Raw genomic sequence first — 15,310 nt, forward strand, 5'->3', positions numbered from 1 at the left:
CGTCAATAGAGGAGTGAGAAAATGGCTACCAAATTAGATTTATCACAATATGAGAAGAAAATTCGAATTCGAAAAATAGAAAAGTCAAGATATACCAGAGATTATTGAACTTCAGCATATATGCTTTCCAGGTATGGATCCATGGAAACAGGAGCATTTATTAAGCCATCTAGAAATGTTCCAAGAAGGTCAACTAGTTGCCGAGTTAGAAGACAAGGTTATTGGGTCTTGCTCAAGCTTAATGATAAATTTTGATGAATATGATGATCGTCATTCCTGGGATGACATAACAGATAATGGATACATAACGAACCATAATCCAGAGGGATATAATCTTTATGGCATTGAAGTAATGGTTCATCCAGACTTTAGAAAAATGAAGGTTGGTCACAGGCTTTATGAAGCTAGGAAAGAGCTGGCAAGAAAACTAAATTTAAAAAGTATTATTATTGGTGGACGAATCCCTAATTATCATAAATATTCAACTGAAATGAGTCCAAGAGAGTATGTGGACGATGTATCTAGACACAAAATTTACGATCCTGTACTAAGCTTTCAGCTCCTTAATGGATTTACGTTGATGAGAATTAATCCAAACTATTTAGATGATGATGTGCAATCTGGGAAATATGCAACGTTAATGGAATGGAATAATATCGACTACCGTCCTTCGACTAAAAGATATTTTAAAACGAGTTACCCTGTTAGAATTTGCGTGGTTCAGTACATGATGAGAAAAATTAATTCCTTTGAAGAGTTCGCTAACCAAGTTGAATATTTCACCGATGTAGCATCGGATGCAAAATCTGATTTTGTCGTGTTTCCTGAAATCTTTACAACTCAGCTTATGAGCTTTTTAAATGAAAAATCGCCTAGTCAGGCAGTTAGAAGAGTGACGGAATTTACTGAGCAATATATAGAACTTTTTACAGATTTAGCCGTACGTTACAACGTGAATATTATTGGTGGCAGCCATTTGGTAAAAGAAGAGAATGATGAAATTTATAATATAGCTTATCTTTTTAGAAGAGACGGTACGATTGAAAAACAATACAAAATTCATATTACACCAAACGAGAGAAAATGGTGGGGCATTAGTGCTGGGGATGAGGTAAAAGTTTTTGACACGGATTGTGGTCGAATTGCTATTCAAATTTGTTACGATATTGAATTCCCAGAATTAGCACGAATCGCTACAGATAAAGGGGCAAAAATTATTTTTACCCCATTCTGTACGGAAGATCGTCAAGGGTATCTTCGAGTTCGTTATTGTTCACAGGCACGAGCTATCGAAAATCAAATTTACACCGTTATTTCTGGTACCGTTGGCAATCTACCTCAAACAGAGAATATGGATATTCAATATGCACAATCTGCTATCTTTGCCCCTTCAGACTTTGAATTTGCACGCGACGGAATTGTTGGAGAAACCAATGCAAATATTGAGATGGTGATGATAGGGGATGTAGACCTCGAGGTTCTGAGAAGACAAAGACAATCTGGTACTGTTCGTCAGCTTAAAGATCGTCGTCATGACCTGTATAGCATCAACTATTCAAAATCATAATGAACTAAAGAGGGTGTCCCAAAAGTATAATCTTTTGGGACACCCTCTTCTTTTCTCAACAAATGATCATCAATAAATAAGCCCGGTTGATTTCCGCGAAAGGTACTCCATTCTCCGGGGCGGAGGTGAGCCTCCTCATAAAATGCTGCGCATTTTATTCGTGCGGTGAAAACTCGAGTAAGCCTATTCAAAGTCCTCGGGCTAAAGCCCTGTGGGGTCTCACCTTTTCCGCTATTTCCCTCGTGAGTCTCGCGCCTGCAGCGAGAACCAACCTAATTAAAATGAAAAGATGTGATAATTCTAAAATAATAATAAAAAAGAAATACTTCAAAAAAATCGTCTTTTAACGACCTTTTGAGTCAACCTCTTTACTTTTCATTTATGTTTCTGGATTTTTCCATTACACTATTAATAGATCTACTAAAAGGAGCGAGGTGACACCTATGCCAGATTGGTCTTATCATATTATGTTTCATCCATTTTTAAAGAGACTACCTCCTTTTCATTCTAGAGAATTTATTCATAAAGGAATGACTAGTATTTCAAATCTCCCAAAAGGAGAAAAAATCATTCATTTTCTTGGAAGAGAAGAAAGCTCTCCTCAATTGATAAAGACTATAGATGATAATTTACTCGTTAATTCTATTGGACTATCAGGAAAAATAGATCCTTTACTGACAGGTACAAAAGCTTTTTCGAATTTAGGATTTTCATTTATCGAGGTTGGTCCAGTGACAATCCAACCTAAAAGAGGTACTCCACCTAGTAGGAATCCCAATACGCAGCAGGTTGAATTTTCTAGTGATTTGGAGTTGATTGGATTAGAGGCAACAAAGAGGAAACTTAAAAAACTCTCTATCTCTCAAGCTATCTTCATTCGATTGGCTGGAACGACTTCGGAAATACGTATGCTCATACAAGAATTAAATTCCGTGGCAAGCGGTTTTATTGTTGATGTCTTCGATGAGGACTACACGCAATTTACACATAACCCTATATACGTTTCTACAGCATTAAACGATTTACACATTCAAGCTAGTGGGATGTCTAAGAGTATTAAAGGGTATGTTGTGGAACTTGGTGAAGAAAATGTGAATTCACTCACACTAAAAAAACTACGTGATTTCACTAGTAAGTGCCCTGCTAAAACACTGCTAACATCAGGTGGAATTTCTGAACCAATTCACGGAGTACAATTATTAAAATCAGGAGTCGACCTTATCATGCTTCAAGGGGGCTATGTTACATCAGGTCCTGGTCTTACGAAAAGAATAAATGAAGCATTACTAAATTTAGACGTTCAACAACCTGAAGAAACTCCTGGATGGAAATCTTTTTGGATATTTGGCCTCCTTATATTTTTAGGCGGGTTACTAGCTCTACTTTTTAGCATTACGACGATTCTTCTTCCCTACGACGAAACCTTCTTACGAATGCAACGAGAAGAGATTTGGGCTTTTAATGAAAGAATTATGCTATTCATGACTCACGATCGAATCACCCTTGCTGGGACGATGATCTCAGGCGGAATTCTCTATATGACCTTAAGCTATTTTGGTGTCAAAAATGGGTTAAAATGGGCAAAGGATGCTATTAATGCAGCAGCGATCATTGGATTTTTAGGCATCTTTGCTTTTATTGGCTTTGGATATTTTGATTGGCTCCATTTAGTATTTTGGATGATTCTTCTTCCTTTTTATATTGATGGGTATAGAAAGACAAAAGATAGTAAAGAAACACCAACATCCTCCAATTTATTCAATGATTCTGTTTGGAGAAAGGGCGTGCTCGGTCAATTTTTCTTTGTCATGCTTGGATTTGCCTTCGTTATTGGAGGGGTTGTCATTTCAACATTCGGAGTAACGAGTGTGTTTGTTCCAACAGACCTTCTGTATATTTGTATGACACCTGACCAGCTACAAATGTTTAATGATCGATTAATCCCCGTGATTGCCCATGATCGTGCAGGCTTTGGAAGTGCGCTTCTTAGTGTAGGAATTTTAGTCCTTACTTTATCCCTTTGGGGGTTCCAACAAGGACAAAAATGGATATGGTGGACATTGTTTTTAGGAGGGCTACCTGCATTTATTTCAGGTATTTCAATTCATTTTATTATAGGTTACATTTCTTTTATTCATCTATTACCTGCTTATGTAGCTTTAGGTTTATATTGTCTAGGACTATACTTTAGTTATCCCTTCTTTAGGAAAAGCTCTGTTAAATAACGTCACTAGCTTTCTGTAGAAAGTTAACACACATCTCAGTACTTATTAATAATTCCTTAGAAAATAAATTACAAAGAAGGAGCAGTCGAAAAGATCTTAAGAATTAATAGAAAGAAGACTACATATTTTACTTATAGTCTTCTTTCTATATTTCCTAAAAATTACTTAATTATTTAATTTTAAGGATACAGGTTGTTCTTGGAATTCCACTCCCTTTTCCACACTACCTACTTCATTTAATGGAACAAAACTAGTTGTTCCAGGTAAAAGTAAGTCATCAATTTCTAATACTGCTTTATCTACTCCCCTATACCTTCCGATGAAGATACCTGCTGATTCTTACCCCAAAAAAAGTAACCCCTATTGGTTCACCACGTCGAAATCGTTCACGGATCGTTTGTTCAAGTCCAGAAATAGTGCAAGAGCATGTATTGAACGTAATACTTGGCTTATGACCATGAAAGCTCATCTTTCTCCTCCTTTCAATTTGATATACTTCATTGTATTTACTAGAGAAGAAAGATGTATAGACACGTAGCTTTACTTTATTAAAAATCAGCAAATCTCTTTCTTTATGAGAAAAAACGAAAAACCATTAAGGAATAAGCTATCAATACTGCAAAGTTTACAAGGCTGAATCAAGTAGTGTCATAGTATTTTTGAACTTTTAGAATATCCAATCATCCTATTCCGAATTGAAAATACTAGTAGCAACATAAAGGTTATCATATATTCAATAGTAAATACCTCTTCTTCATTCCTTTTTTGCTACTTTAAGTGGTACTATAACGTATATATACCAAACGAGGTGAATGGGATGAAAAAGCGTTGGCTTTTAGGAATTGGCGGATTGGCAAGTGCAATAGCTGGCCTAGGAATCTACTCAACAAACCGTTTATTACATATGGAGAAAAAGAATGATGAAGAAATTCTTCAGAGAGAGATCAACTATCACATGGTAAATATGGAAGAATATGAAGCACTTCCAAAAGAAAATGTCACCGTTCCTTCTGGGCATGGTTATACTATTCATGGTGTTTTTGTGAAACCACATAACACAAAGAAATTTGTCATTTTCGCTCATGGAATTACTGTTAATAAAATGACGTCTATTAAATACATGAACCTTTTTATTAAACGTGGATACAATGCTGTCATTTATGATCACAGAAGACACGGGGAGTCTGGCGGAGCTACCTCTACGTTTGGCCATTTTGAAAAAGAAGATTTAAAAACGGTGATTAAAACTCTAAGAGAGCGTGAAGGTGAAGAGATGACCTATGGTTTACACGGAGAGTCCATGGGTGCCGTCACTTCCTTGCTTTACGGAGGAATTGCAGAGGACCCTCCTCAGTTTATCGTTGCTGATTGTCCATTTTCAGATTTTGAAGAGCAAATCCTCTATAGATTCAACGTTGAGATGAAATCAAATGGAAAATGGCTTCTTCCCATCACAAATCTATTTTTAAAATTGCGTGGTGGATTCACGACGAAAGATGTGTCACCACTTAAAGTTGTAGAGAATATACCATGTCCTGTTCTATTCATCCATAGTAAAGACGATACGTTTATTCTCCCTGCTATGACTCAAAGCTTATTTGAAAAAAAGAAAGGTGCTAAAAAACTTTACATTGCACCATACGGCGAGCATGCAGAGTCCTATCTTCGAAATCAAGAAGAATATGAGAGAGTACTCAATGAATTTCTAGTAGAACATTCTTTAGTAGATAAATTATGATGATGCCTAGAAATGTCGAGCTTACATTTAGAGCCGTTCATGGGAATGATAAAACAAACCTGTATCTGTTAACTATTCGTAGTATTATCAAGAAGATTGAACGTAGATTTAATGGGCGATTACAAGATCCATACCCAAAGCTTAGCTATCATTTTGTTGCCCCCTTCATCCTTTATGATGGTACCATTCTTGCTCTTAAAACCGCACCACCAAATGTAGAATTTCAACAAGAAATACTAGCTCTTAAAGCTTTTCAATCTCCTAAATTTGTGCGACTTGTAGAGTACAGCTTGGAGGAAGGTTGGATGCTCCTTGAAGCATTGAATCCTGGAGTGACCTTAAGAGAATACGATATACCTGACGATGAAAAAACGAAGATTGCCCTATCCATTTTAGCTTCTACTTGGCAGCCTATTCAAGAAGCAAAGGGATTTCCACATGCCAATGAATGGCTGCGTAGTATTGATACCTATAAGGGAGAAGACATTCCCTCTTCTATCATGAATCTTGCAAAACAATGGAAAGATGAACTTCTATCTACATCATGTGAGGAGTATTTATTACACGGTGACTTTCATCACGGAAATATTCTACTAGACCATACAAAAGGATGGATAGGAATTGATCCTAAAGGGATTATAGGAGAACCTGCCTTTGATACGTTTCCATACCTAACAAACGAACTTATGAATCAACATGACCCGTATACTCTATTAAAAAAGCGGATAGAACAATTTTCTGTAGGGCTTGGCATTTCAAGGATTCGTTTAATCCAATACGGCTTTTGTGGAGCAGTACTCTCATCTATTTGGACACTTGAAGAAGGGCTCGGAAGTATTAAGGATGGCATCACTATTTGGAATTTATTTTTGGGAGCATGGGAAGAACTTGAAGACCAAAAGAAAAACTAGAGAAGAAATGAACCTTCTCTAGTTTTTTGTATGATCAATAAATGCCATTCTTCCATTTAAGATGTGACTAGGAGCTTTTAGTTGAATGTGCCCCTTTTCTGTTACATCTATTTTTAATTGCTCATCATAGAACACTTTTTTAGATGTTTCCACTAAAATTGGCATCACATTCGTTTCAAGCTTTTCATCCCCATCATCAGGTTCAGAAACAAACCATAAGGCTGGTACTCCATTTAGTACACATCCAGTTCCTTCTGTTTCATATCGTAGCTTTAAATAGCCAGCTTTTCCGTTCGTTTTACTTTCAACAAACTGCTGTGCTGAAGGTGTTAACTCAATTTTCATGTTGATTCACCCTTTCAGTGAGAGTTACATCTAGTTTACCAGTAAAATTGCTGTTCGTCTCCTAACACGTCTTGTCATATTTGAATAGACAGGATAGTATTACTAATGGGGAACTTTAATTTGTATGAAAGGGTGTTGGAGCATGAGTAAAGTAACGATTAAAGTGAATGATAATGGTTCGTTTCGTGTGACTGGAGATATTGAGCTAATTGATGGGGAAGGAAATGTGATTGAAACGAAACCCGCATTTTCACTTTGCCGATGTGGTCTTTCAAACAAGATGCCATTTTGCGACGGGGCACATAAAGGAAAATTCGAAAGTATCGTCCGTGCAGAAAATAAAGAAGAATAAAGAAAAATCTCCAGATTAACCATTGGTTTACTGGAGATTTTTTCTTACAAAGTCGTTATACCTATTAAGAACAATCTAATTAGAACAATATTTTTACTCTATCATCAATAGTCTTGACACCTTAAGGTACAAAGTTGAAGGGAAATAGTTTTATTCATTGCTAGTTTTATCATAATTTTCTAACCAACTCTGCGCAAAATCCACTCCTTCTCTCAGTTTAAACAACCTTGTTTGAGCCTTTCCTATTTTTCCTAAGATAACTTGATTATTTTTTTCAAAAGCTTCTCCTATACTTTCAAACAATTCTTCTCTTGTTTCAATGTCGACAAATTCCTGCCACTTACTATTGCCGTCTATTTCTAGAGGTGCACCCTTTTTATTAACCTTTTTTTAGGTAATTTTATACTCAGCCAAGTGAAAGCAGGTATTTCCATCATAGCCAGCCCCTAATAAAAGAACATGTGCATCCATATCATATAATTGTTGTAATGGAGAGCCTTCTCCTAACCCATTCTCAAGCTCATGATGATGGACAATCTTCTCTTTATGCTTTCCCCATGCACAAAAGGAAACATCAGGATGCTCACTTCTAATAACACCCGGAAAGCTACGAAAAATTTCTGGGATTTTCCCTATGCCGAAGGTCGGTGTATAGGCTTTATGAAAGGCTGGCATCGTATCTCTAATGGTTTGCCACCACTCTTCTGGTACTGGAGGTGCCTCCCAATGAGCAGGGTCTGATAATACTGCTGAATGTGCTGGCATAACTAAAGTACCATCTTCACTTAGAACATTCAGTAAGGCTTGTATGACCGCTACTTCCCCACCATTTACCCAGCCAATGGAGGAAAGCGAGGAATGGACGAGGATGACCATTCCTTTGTTCACGCCTAAATTTTCTAATTCATGTGTTAGAGATTGGACTGTATTTGGTGTTTTTAACCCCTTCATCGTCTTTTCCATGATTGCTCTCCTTCTACTGTGTGTTTAGTATCGACATGGACCATTCAAACGATCTTCCATGACCATCTGTTTCTCCAATCGTATGATTTGTTTCCACACCATTTTGATAGAAATCTAAATGGAGCTTTCGATCCCACATATTATTATAGAGATGAAAGATATCTCGATTTTCTCCCGCCTTTTTAATGGTGTCTAATAAAAAACATTTTTCTTTTTCAGGTATTTGGTTAGCTACATGAGTATGAAAAACTCCAACTATTGAATCCACTGGCATTTTTTCTAGAAAGTGTGGCAATAACTTGATTCCATCACCTTCATATAGCTGCACTGAATGATTCTTCCTTTCTACTACAGCTTGCTCAAATACTTCCAGTCTTCTTTCATGCTCAGGCCAGATCAATGCCTTCAACCAGGGATAATCTTGCTCATGAACAATATGTAAATCGATTCCCACTCTCTCCACTACCGGGGGCGGTTCTTCTTTTAAAATGGTTCGGTTCCTCTAATTTCAGAGGTAATATGTACTTTTGATGTCTGTTTTCCAACTCTTTTCCCATTGGAGAACTCATAGCTATATTCGTTCCATAATAGCTGTAAACCTGCGCTGGTACCAATCTCGATGAGTGCCAGAGGCTTTTTTGTTCGTTCGTAAACGTGTGAGAATGCAGCGTACAAATAAGCACATCTACTCACTTCATTTGTTTGCACTATTTTTTCCCTAAGAAGTTTAGTAATCTTTTCTTTATAGATTTGACAAAAATCTTTAAAATAAGGAAATGCCTTTTCAGGATCCTTTGGATTCTTCGTCATACTTGAATAATAGTTTTTCAAAGGATGGTCAGTACCACCCAACAACAAAAAATGTACAGCACCAAATAATAAATTAGGCATAGGTTGTCCTTCTTTACAGGCAAGGCATAGCTGCAATAGTTCTTCATCTATTGATACCCCAAGGGCAAGATTCTCATATAGAGGACTTGACCCATTACACTCTATTTCTGCAAACTGTTTAAACCGTTTTGAGATCCATTCCATTTTCTTCCCCCCTTTTTTTAATTAGTATCACAGACCATTCATTTTATTGGTCATTTTTACGCTTCAATCGTTTGAAAATAGGGTAAAGATAGGAGGATTTTTAAGATTGAGGAGTGTGTCCTTATGAGAAAGATGAATAAAATTATTGTCATTACTATTTGTGCACTTTTACTGATTACGATGATCTATCATAGAGTAAAACCTTTACCAGAAGGAATTTCCTATGCTTCAGATATAGTAGAGCTAAGTGAAAATGAGGTGGAATTTTTAGCAGATGTAACGTATCAAAAAGATGGAAAGGAAATAGTTGACCATACTATTTTTAATGAAATAACACAAGCGATTCAATCAGCAGAGCATTTTATAATCCTTGATCTCTTTTTAGTGAATAGCTACTCAAACGGAGAACGGGATTACCCTACGATTAGCTCTGATTTATCCAAAGCACTTTTAAAGCAGCTGGAAAATCATCCAGATTTAAAAGTTATTTTTATTACCGACCACATCAATACGACGTACGGATCTCATATTGCTGAAGAGATAGCTCCCCTAGAAAAAATGGGTGCAGAAATTGTCTACACGGATTTAAATCAATTGAGAGATCCTAATATTCTGTATTCGGGTCTTTGGCGAACCTTATTCCAGTGGTTTGGTCAAGAAGGAACAGGTTGGTTACCTAACCCCATGGCAAACTCTGCTCCAAACGTTACGCTTCGATCTTATTTAAAATTATTAAATATAAAGGCGAATCACCGAAAAGTGGTAATTACAGAGGATGCTGGATTTATCATGTCTGCCAATCCACATGATGCCAGTGGGTTTCATAGTAATATTGGATTTAAGGTGAAGGGAGAAATTCTTTTTGATATGATTCAAGCAGAGCGTGCAGTTGCAGCCTTTTCGAATGGTGATTTATCACACTTTCCCACCGAAGAAGAACTTGAACGCTGGATACAAAAGTCTTCCCTTCCTAAGGGGGATAACAAAAAAGCTGCTAGCTCAAATTTTAACAGAAGGTAAAGTGAGAGATGCCCTGGTTGAAGCATTAGTAAGCTCAGAAAAAGGGGATACTATTTGGATTGGGATGTTTTATTTAGCAGATAGGGATATTCTTCAAGGTATTCATACGGCAGCTCAGAACGAAGCCAGTATAAAAATTATTCTTGATCCTAATCAAAATGCATTTGGACAGCAAAAAATGGGTCTCCCTAATTTACCCATCGCGTCTGAACTAATGGAGTTAAATGACAGCCATATCGACATTCGTTGGTACAATACAAATAAAGAACAATATCATACGAAGCTATTTTACAAACAGTCTAAAGATCAACATACAATTATTGGTGGTTCTAGTAATTTCACTTCTAGAAATCTAGATGATTATAATCTTGAAGAAGATATTAAGATTGTCACCTCTCCTTCTAGTATGCTTTCAGCTGAGGTAGAACACTATTTTTCCATGCTATGGAATAATGAAGGAGGAGAATTTACGACAGAATATGATACGTATCAAGATTCACTCCCAGTTTTTAAATACATTTTGTATTGGTTACAGAAAGTGTTTCAAGTTACAACGTATTAACGGAAAAAGGCCAAGTAATCACTTGGCCTTTTTCATTTTACTTAAAAGGAGTATATACGTTAATTTCTCCTTCTTTACTTGTAAGTTCTCCAAGTGTAGGTACTACCTGTTTAAAATGGGGAGAATTCATATGATTCGTAAGATGAAACGTGCTTTCCCATTCTTCAATCATTGTAAAAATTGTAGGGTCTTTTACATCCTGGAATAGTTCATAGGAAATGCACCCTTCTTCTTTAAAGTTTCTACAATAAGATCATTTATTCGTTCTAGAAACAGTTCAGTTTGTCCTTCTTTAACGAAATTTTTTGCTACAACTTTAATCATGCTTCTCACCTCACTACTAGGATGACATAAAAATAGTTTAAGTACACTTCATTTGCTTATTTGATTTTTTGAAAAGCTATTGATTTGGTTAGAATTTATTGAGAATACGACAAAAAAGAAAGCCACACGGATGAGGTGGGCTTCTCTAAGATTAAATTGCTTGATTCTTTGGGTTTTCACCAAAGCGATTGGCAGTTGGCTCACTGTCAAGGCATGTAAATACTAAGAAAACAATTCCGCCAATTAGAGGGACTAGATTAATGAGAAGCCACCAACCGCTACGACCTGTATCGTGTAATCGTCGAACACTTACAGCTAATGAAGGAAGCAAGATTGCTAGTGAATAAATTCCTGTTAATACAGATGGCAATCCAACTGCTAATTCAATTAATGTGAGTACTATAGAAATTAGAGTAGTAAACAAAATAAACATCCAATACTCTTTTCTTCTCGCACGTCCTTGGAACCCTACATAATTCTTTAGTACTTTCAAATACCAGCTCATTTAAGAACCTACTTTCTTAGTAAATTAAGGAAAAATAATGACCTTTAAAAATTATAGCACATACCGATAAACAGAAAATACTAAATTACTAAAATTTTGTCGATTATAGAAAAATATTCTACTATATATGAAGAATTGGTAAAATGCTCAGATTAATTCTAATTAATCAAACTTGCTCGAAATCGACAAACACCCTCTAACAAATGCGTTTTGGGTTAATTTCACCAGCAAAGACATTCTTAATATATGTACTAAAGATTATTCTTTATTCCCATTTAAACACATAACTTGCTATAGCAAATCCCCCTATTAACCAGCCGAAGAGGATAAGTGTTTCTGGTGCTAATTCAAGAAACGCCGTTCCGATATTCATAGTTTCTCGTAGCGCTGAGGATAAATGAGCAATAGGAAGAATTTTCACAATGGGTTGGATAAATTCCGGCATATTACTTATCGGAAAGAATACCCCTCCTAAAAATAACATGGGAAATGATGCAAACCCTGCTATAGGTCCTGCACTTTCAGGATTTTTAGCAATGCCCGCTATGATAAATCCTAAAGACATAAAAGCTAATGTCCCAAGAGCAATAAAGAATATAAGCGCGAGCCACGAGCCTTCCACATTAATTCCAAACACTAAATTGGCTATTAGTACGACCAGTAGTGCTTGCGATCCATTCAGCAATAGTCGTGCGGTAATTTGTGCAGCAATAAAAGTAGAGGCTTTCAATCTCGTCCCTTGCATTCTTCGTAATATTCCACGTTCTCTCCATGCAGAAATCTGTCCTGCTACCCCGTTCATATTGTTACTCATAATCATCATGGCGACAATGCCAGGGATTAAAAAGTCAACGTAACGAATGTTGAGCGCTTCAATTCCCACTTTTTCAATCGTTACTAATGGTTCATAGTCGACCAACTCTTTACTGTATTGATCAATGATACCATTCACAACGGTTATTCCCAGTTCAGCGGTCTGTTAAATTTTTTCGTTATAATACACCGGGATCCTCGTACTCGTTCCTTCTTCTACCTTATAACCTTTAGGAATTTCCATTAACAGTTGAATATCCCCTTTTTCTACTGCCTCTTTTCCTTTCTCTACGGTATCAAAGATTTCGGTAGAAATTCCTTCATTTGAAAGAAATACATCCATTAATTTAGAAGATGACTCGTTATTCGAAGCATCGGTCATGCCTATATTTATGGTACCCGTGTTTCCTCCGCCTATAAAAGAGCCTAAAGCCAGCATTAAAATGATAGGAAATAATAAGGTGAAAAACAATACTTGCCGATTACGACCAAAAATTCGTAGCTGTGCTAACGTTAACTGCCAATATGCTCTCACGATTCTCGCAACCTCCTACCTGTCATGTGAATAAAAACATCTTCCAAGGTAGCTTGACGTGTTTGTAAATCCTCAATCTTAACGTTTTCTTCGGTCGATTTGTTAATTAAAGAAGTTAAGGTCCGTTGAATGTCATCTGTGTATAGCTGTACAAAACGATCTTTAATTCTAACCTCTTCTACCCCATCCATTCCAGAAAACCATTCTTCAGATTGTCGGTTTGTAAGATTAAATTCTACAGTACTAGAGGATTGCAATGTTTTGACTAAGTTCGTTGGCGTATCTAATGCAATAAGTTCTCCTTGATCCATAATGCCAATTCTGTCACAAAGAACATGAGCTTCATCCATATAATGAGTAGAAAGAAGAACCGTTTTCCCCTGTTCCTTTAACCTTTTTACGATGTCCCACAGTGTTCTTCTAGCCTGTGGATCTAGTCCTGTTGTTGGTTCATCAAGGAACACAATATGAGGATTATGTATAAGGGCTAATGCAATAGCTAAACGCTGTTTCTGACCACCAGAAAGTCCTTTAATACGGGCATTTCTTTTTTCCGTTAAAAGCATATCCTCAATAAGCTTATTGATGTCTATATGTGAAGGGTAAAAGCTTGCATATAAATGAAGAATTTCTTCCACTTTTAATAGTTCAAATAAAGACGTGGATTGAAGCTGAACTCCTATAACTTCTTTTACTTGATTCACTTGAGTTTGAACATCATACCCTGAAAGTGTAGCGGTTCCACCGTCTGGCTTTCTTAAGCCGACTAGCATTTCAATCGTTGTCGTTTTACCGGCTCCGTTCGGACCGAGCAACCCAAAAATTTCTCCCGTATGCACTTGGAAATGTATGCCCTTTACTGCTGTGAAGGAACCATATCGTTTGACTAACCCCTCTACATTTACCATGATTTCACTCAACTAAAGACCTCCTTAACTGTTTCTTTTCTTCTATTTTATCTTATTCGTTGAAAGATAGGGGAATAACATGAAATTTCATGTAGTCACCCCTAATAGTACAGTTTGCCTTCGCTACACTTTTTTACAAACGATGATTTTTTCTTCCATCCATTCTTTCACCTTCGCCTGTAGTGGYCCATGCTGATTCTAAATACGTAAAAAGTTCAGGATTTATATTCTCAGATAGTTGAAATTCAATACCATGTTCAATATCTTCATCAAACACTTTTGGGATGTCCAAAGATTTCACAACATCGAATCCCTTCGTTTCGAATAACCCTCTCCATTCCTTAAGAGTTCTTAACTTCATTAAACCATAAAAATGAAACCAACTGGTGTTCGGCTTCATTGCTCAGCTCTTCTCTTTTGATTGCTTCATTTATGAGCATGACTCCATCCTTTTTTAAAACTCTATAAAACTCTTCTAATGCCTTTTCTGCCTGTAAAAAAGACAACACAGACTCAATTATAATCACATCAAATGTACTATCCTCTGCAGGAATTTTGTATAAAGAACTACAAATATACGACAGGTCTAACTCCCTTTCCTCTATCAACTGTCTTTTTGCTTTTGCTACCATGACGGGGTGCTGATCAATTCCAACCACTGAACAGTCAAACCATTGGGCTAAAAATAATGCTGTCGAACCTATTCCGCATCCTGCATCTAACACTTTCGTACCTTCTGAAAAATCGTATTGATCAAGTAACGCTTTTGTTCCCTGGATACCTCCTGGATGTGCAGAACTGACACCAAACTCACTAAGAAAATCTAGATAGCTCACGTTTTCATTCCCCCTGCTTTTGACTAGTACCATACTATGTAAATACAGCTTTACCCGCTGCTAATTGTTTTCTATTTTGTTTCAATTAGGCATTGGTACMAMCCCGAAGGACAAGGCTTACATACTATACAGAGAAATACGTACAGATTAGGAGGGAAAACGGTGGGTTATTACGATTTATGTAATCGAAATGTGGGTCAAGTAGTAAGAGTACGTGAAAAATGTGGACGTGTTCACGTTGGAAGAATCACTCGTGTGTCTCGTTCACATGTATTTATTAATCCAGTATCACCTAGTGGACCAAGGGGATTTGGTTATGGCCCTTACGGATACAGACCATTTGGATTCGGATTTGGAGCTGGTCTTGCGATTGGATTTGGAGCAATAGCGGCTCTTGCCGTTGTAGGAGCTTTTTTCTGGTAATTGGCCAACAAAAACGCTTGAGAATAGGATTCCTCAAGCGTTTTTGTACCGAATAATTTTAAACACTTTATACTCTATGATGGTCCGCTCTCCAATTTCGGATAGACTTTTTAATTTCATCCGCGCTTACGTTTTCATTTACTGCACGATCTACAAGTGTAGGAAGCTCTTCATCCGAAACAAATCGCAGAGCCATGATTTGTTTTAATGTTACTGCTTTGTTAATTCTTTACAGGGCGATTCGCGCC

The 15,310-nt window shown here is 36.8% G+C and carries 16 protein-coding genes and 4 pseudogenes; 8 read left to right on the top strand and 12 right to left on the bottom strand.

Translation table 11 applies throughout. The annotated features are described in order from the left end of the window. Positions 1–21: 21 nt before the first annotated feature. Positions 22–1,567, top strand: a pseudogene (locus tag M44_RS24230) (GNAT family N-acetyltransferase). Positions 1,568–2,010: 443 nt separating this feature from the next. Beyond that, positions 2,011–3,792, top strand: a complete 1,782-nt coding sequence (locus M44_RS18125; RefSeq protein ID WP_010175920.1) for a dihydroorotate dehydrogenase — start codon at positions 2,011–2,013, stop codon at positions 3,790–3,792. Between the two features lie 307 nt (positions 3,793–4,099). Here the strand turns inward: M44_RS18125 and M44_RS27200 are convergent, their stop codons facing one another. Further along, positions 4,100–4,261 (bottom strand): hypothetical protein, encoded by a 162-nt coding sequence (locus M44_RS27200; RefSeq protein WP_010175922.1) that lies wholly within the window; start codon positions 4,259–4,261, stop codon positions 4,100–4,102. Between the two features lie 348 nt (positions 4,262–4,609). On the opposite strand from M44_RS27200, the gene M44_RS18135 reads away from it, so the two are divergent. Together M44_RS18135 and M44_RS18140 are read left to right on the top strand one after the other, a co-directional pair. After that, positions 4,610–5,530, top strand: a complete 921-nt coding sequence (locus M44_RS18135; RefSeq protein WP_010175924.1) for an alpha/beta hydrolase — start codon at positions 4,610–4,612, stop codon at positions 5,528–5,530. Then, positions 5,527–6,441 (top strand): aminoglycoside phosphotransferase family protein, encoded by a 915-nt coding sequence (locus M44_RS18140; protein WP_029326970.1) that lies wholly within the window; start codon positions 5,527–5,529, stop codon positions 6,439–6,441. Before M44_RS18135 ends, M44_RS18140 begins: the two co-directional genes overlap by 4 nt. An 18-nt stretch (positions 6,442–6,459) precedes the next feature. On the opposite strand, the gene M44_RS18145 is transcribed toward M44_RS18140, so the two are convergent. Further along, positions 6,460–6,786 (bottom strand): iron-sulfur cluster biosynthesis family protein, encoded by a 327-nt coding sequence (locus M44_RS18145; RefSeq protein WP_010175928.1) that lies wholly within the window; start codon positions 6,784–6,786, stop codon positions 6,460–6,462. A 142-nt stretch (positions 6,787–6,928) separates the two neighbouring features. Between M44_RS18145 and M44_RS18150 the strand changes: the two genes are divergently transcribed. Continuing rightward, positions 6,929–7,138, top strand: a complete 210-nt coding sequence (locus M44_RS18150; RefSeq protein WP_029326971.1) for a CDGSH iron-sulfur domain-containing protein — start codon at positions 6,929–6,931, stop codon at positions 7,136–7,138. 150 nt (positions 7,139–7,288) lie between these two features. On the opposite strand, the pseudogene M44_RS24235 reads toward M44_RS18150, so the two are convergent. Beyond that, a pseudogene (locus M44_RS24235) lies at positions 7,289–8,101 on the bottom strand (AAC(3) family N-acetyltransferase). Positions 8,102–8,114: 13 nt separating this feature from the next. Further along, positions 8,115–9,136 (bottom strand): annotated as a pseudogene (locus M44_RS24240) (DUF2332 domain-containing protein). A 123-nt stretch (positions 9,137–9,259) separates the two neighbouring features. Between M44_RS24240 and M44_RS28585 the strand changes: the two are divergent. Together M44_RS28585 and M44_RS28590 are read left to right on the top strand one after the other, a co-directional pair. After that, entirely contained in the window at positions 9,260–10,156 is an 897-nt protein-coding gene (locus tag M44_RS28585; protein WP_237705340.1) for a phospholipase D-like domain-containing protein, read from the top strand. 1 nt (position 10,157) lies between these two features. Then, complete coding sequence (locus M44_RS28590; protein ID WP_237705341.1) at positions 10,158–10,718, top strand: phospholipase D-like domain-containing protein; 561 nt, start codon at positions 10,158–10,160, stop codon at positions 10,716–10,718. Positions 10,719–10,755: 37 nt separating this feature from the next. On the opposite strand, the gene M44_RS30135 is transcribed toward M44_RS28590, so the two are convergent. The 7 genes and pseudogenes from M44_RS30135 to M44_RS18195 form a co-directional block, all read right to left on the bottom strand. Beyond that, positions 10,756–10,938 (bottom strand): putative quinol monooxygenase, encoded by a 183-nt coding sequence (locus tag M44_RS30135; RefSeq protein ID WP_202795628.1) that lies wholly within the window; start codon positions 10,936–10,938, stop codon positions 10,756–10,758. Then, positions 10,911–11,042 (bottom strand): hypothetical protein, encoded by a 132-nt coding sequence (locus M44_RS29185; RefSeq protein WP_010175942.1) that lies wholly within the window; start codon positions 11,040–11,042, stop codon positions 10,911–10,913. The genes M44_RS30135 and M44_RS29185 overlap by 28 nt, the downstream gene beginning before the upstream one ends. A gap of 151 nt (positions 11,043–11,193) precedes the next feature. Further along, positions 11,194–11,547: a DUF805 domain-containing protein gene (locus M44_RS18175; RefSeq protein WP_010175944.1), complete on the bottom strand. Its 354-nt coding sequence runs from the start codon at positions 11,545–11,547 to the stop codon at positions 11,194–11,196. A 265-nt stretch (positions 11,548–11,812) separates the two neighbouring features. Beyond that, positions 11,813–12,895, bottom strand: a pseudogene (locus M44_RS24255) (ABC transporter permease). Then, positions 12,892–13,803 carry an ABC transporter ATP-binding protein gene (locus M44_RS18185; RefSeq protein WP_040365518.1) on the bottom strand — a complete coding sequence of 304 codons (912 nt, stop codon included), beginning with the start codon at positions 13,801–13,803 and terminating at the stop codon, positions 12,892–12,894. The pseudogene M44_RS24255 and the gene M44_RS18185 overlap by 4 nt, the downstream one beginning before the upstream one ends. Positions 13,804–13,936: 133 nt before the next feature. Further along, the gene (locus M44_RS18190) at positions 13,937–14,164 is read right to left on the bottom strand and encodes a hypothetical protein (protein ID WP_010175950.1); all 228 of its coding nucleotides are present in this window, start codon (positions 14,162–14,164) and stop codon (positions 13,937–13,939) included. Beyond that, a complete protein-coding gene (locus M44_RS18195) occupies positions 14,145–14,639 on the bottom strand; it encodes a class I SAM-dependent methyltransferase (protein ID WP_010175951.1) in 495 nt (164 codons plus the stop codon). Before M44_RS18195 ends, M44_RS18190 begins: the two co-directional genes overlap by 20 nt. Before the next feature lie 162 nt (positions 14,640–14,801). On the opposite strand from M44_RS18195, the gene M44_RS18200 reads away from it, so the two are divergent. Beyond that, positions 14,802–15,062 (top strand): hypothetical protein, encoded by a 261-nt coding sequence (locus M44_RS18200; RefSeq protein WP_010175952.1) that lies wholly within the window; start codon positions 14,802–14,804, stop codon positions 15,060–15,062. A 67-nt stretch (positions 15,063–15,129) separates the two neighbouring features. Here the strand turns inward: M44_RS18200 and M44_RS30140 are convergent, their stop codons facing one another. Beyond that, positions 15,130–15,288 (bottom strand): DUF6526 family protein, encoded by a 159-nt coding sequence (locus tag M44_RS30140; RefSeq protein ID WP_420167128.1) that lies wholly within the window; start codon positions 15,286–15,288, stop codon positions 15,130–15,132. Positions 15,289–15,310 lie beyond the last annotated feature (22 nt).

The organism is Bacillus coahuilensis m4-4 (assembly GCF_000171615.1).
GTDB lineage: Bacteria > Bacillota > Bacilli > Bacillales > Bacillaceae_K > Bacillus_T > Bacillus_T coahuilensis.

What these genes read in the sequence shown, in the direction of transcription:
- M44_RS18145 (WP_010175928.1), bottom strand. Translation starts at nt 6,786, where the DNA reads ATGAAAATTGAGTTAACACCTTCAGCACAGCAGTTTGTTGAAAGTAAA.
- M44_RS18175 (WP_010175944.1), bottom strand. Translation starts at nt 11,547, where the DNA reads ATGAGCTGGTATTTGAAAGTACTAAAGAATTATGTAGGGTTCCAAGGA.
- M44_RS18150 (WP_029326971.1), top strand. Translation starts at nt 6,929, where the DNA reads ATGAGTAAAGTAACGATTAAAGTGAATGATAATGGTTCGTTTCGTGTG.
- M44_RS18185 (WP_040365518.1), bottom strand. Translation starts at nt 13,803, where the DNA reads ATGGTAAATGTAGAGGGGTTAGTCAAACGATATGGTTCCTTCACAGCA.
- M44_RS28585 (WP_237705340.1), top strand. Translation starts at nt 9,260, where the DNA reads ATGAGAAAGATGAATAAAATTATTGTCATTACTATTTGTGCACTTTTA.
- M44_RS18140 (WP_029326970.1), top strand. Translation starts at nt 5,527, where the DNA reads ATGATGATGCCTAGAAATGTCGAGCTTACATTTAGAGCCGTTCATGGG.
- M44_RS18125 (WP_010175920.1), top strand. Translation starts at nt 2,011, where the DNA reads ATGCCAGATTGGTCTTATCATATTATGTTTCATCCATTTTTAAAGAGA.
- M44_RS27200 (WP_010175922.1), bottom strand. Translation starts at nt 4,261, where the DNA reads ATGAGCTTTCATGGTCATAAGCCAAGTATTACGTTCAATACATGCTCT.
- M44_RS29185 (WP_010175942.1), bottom strand. Translation starts at nt 11,042, where the DNA reads ATGATTAAAGTTGTAGCAAAAAATTTCGTTAAAGAAGGACAAACTGAA.
- M44_RS18135 (WP_010175924.1), top strand. Translation starts at nt 4,610, where the DNA reads ATGAAAAAGCGTTGGCTTTTAGGAATTGGCGGATTGGCAAGTGCAATA.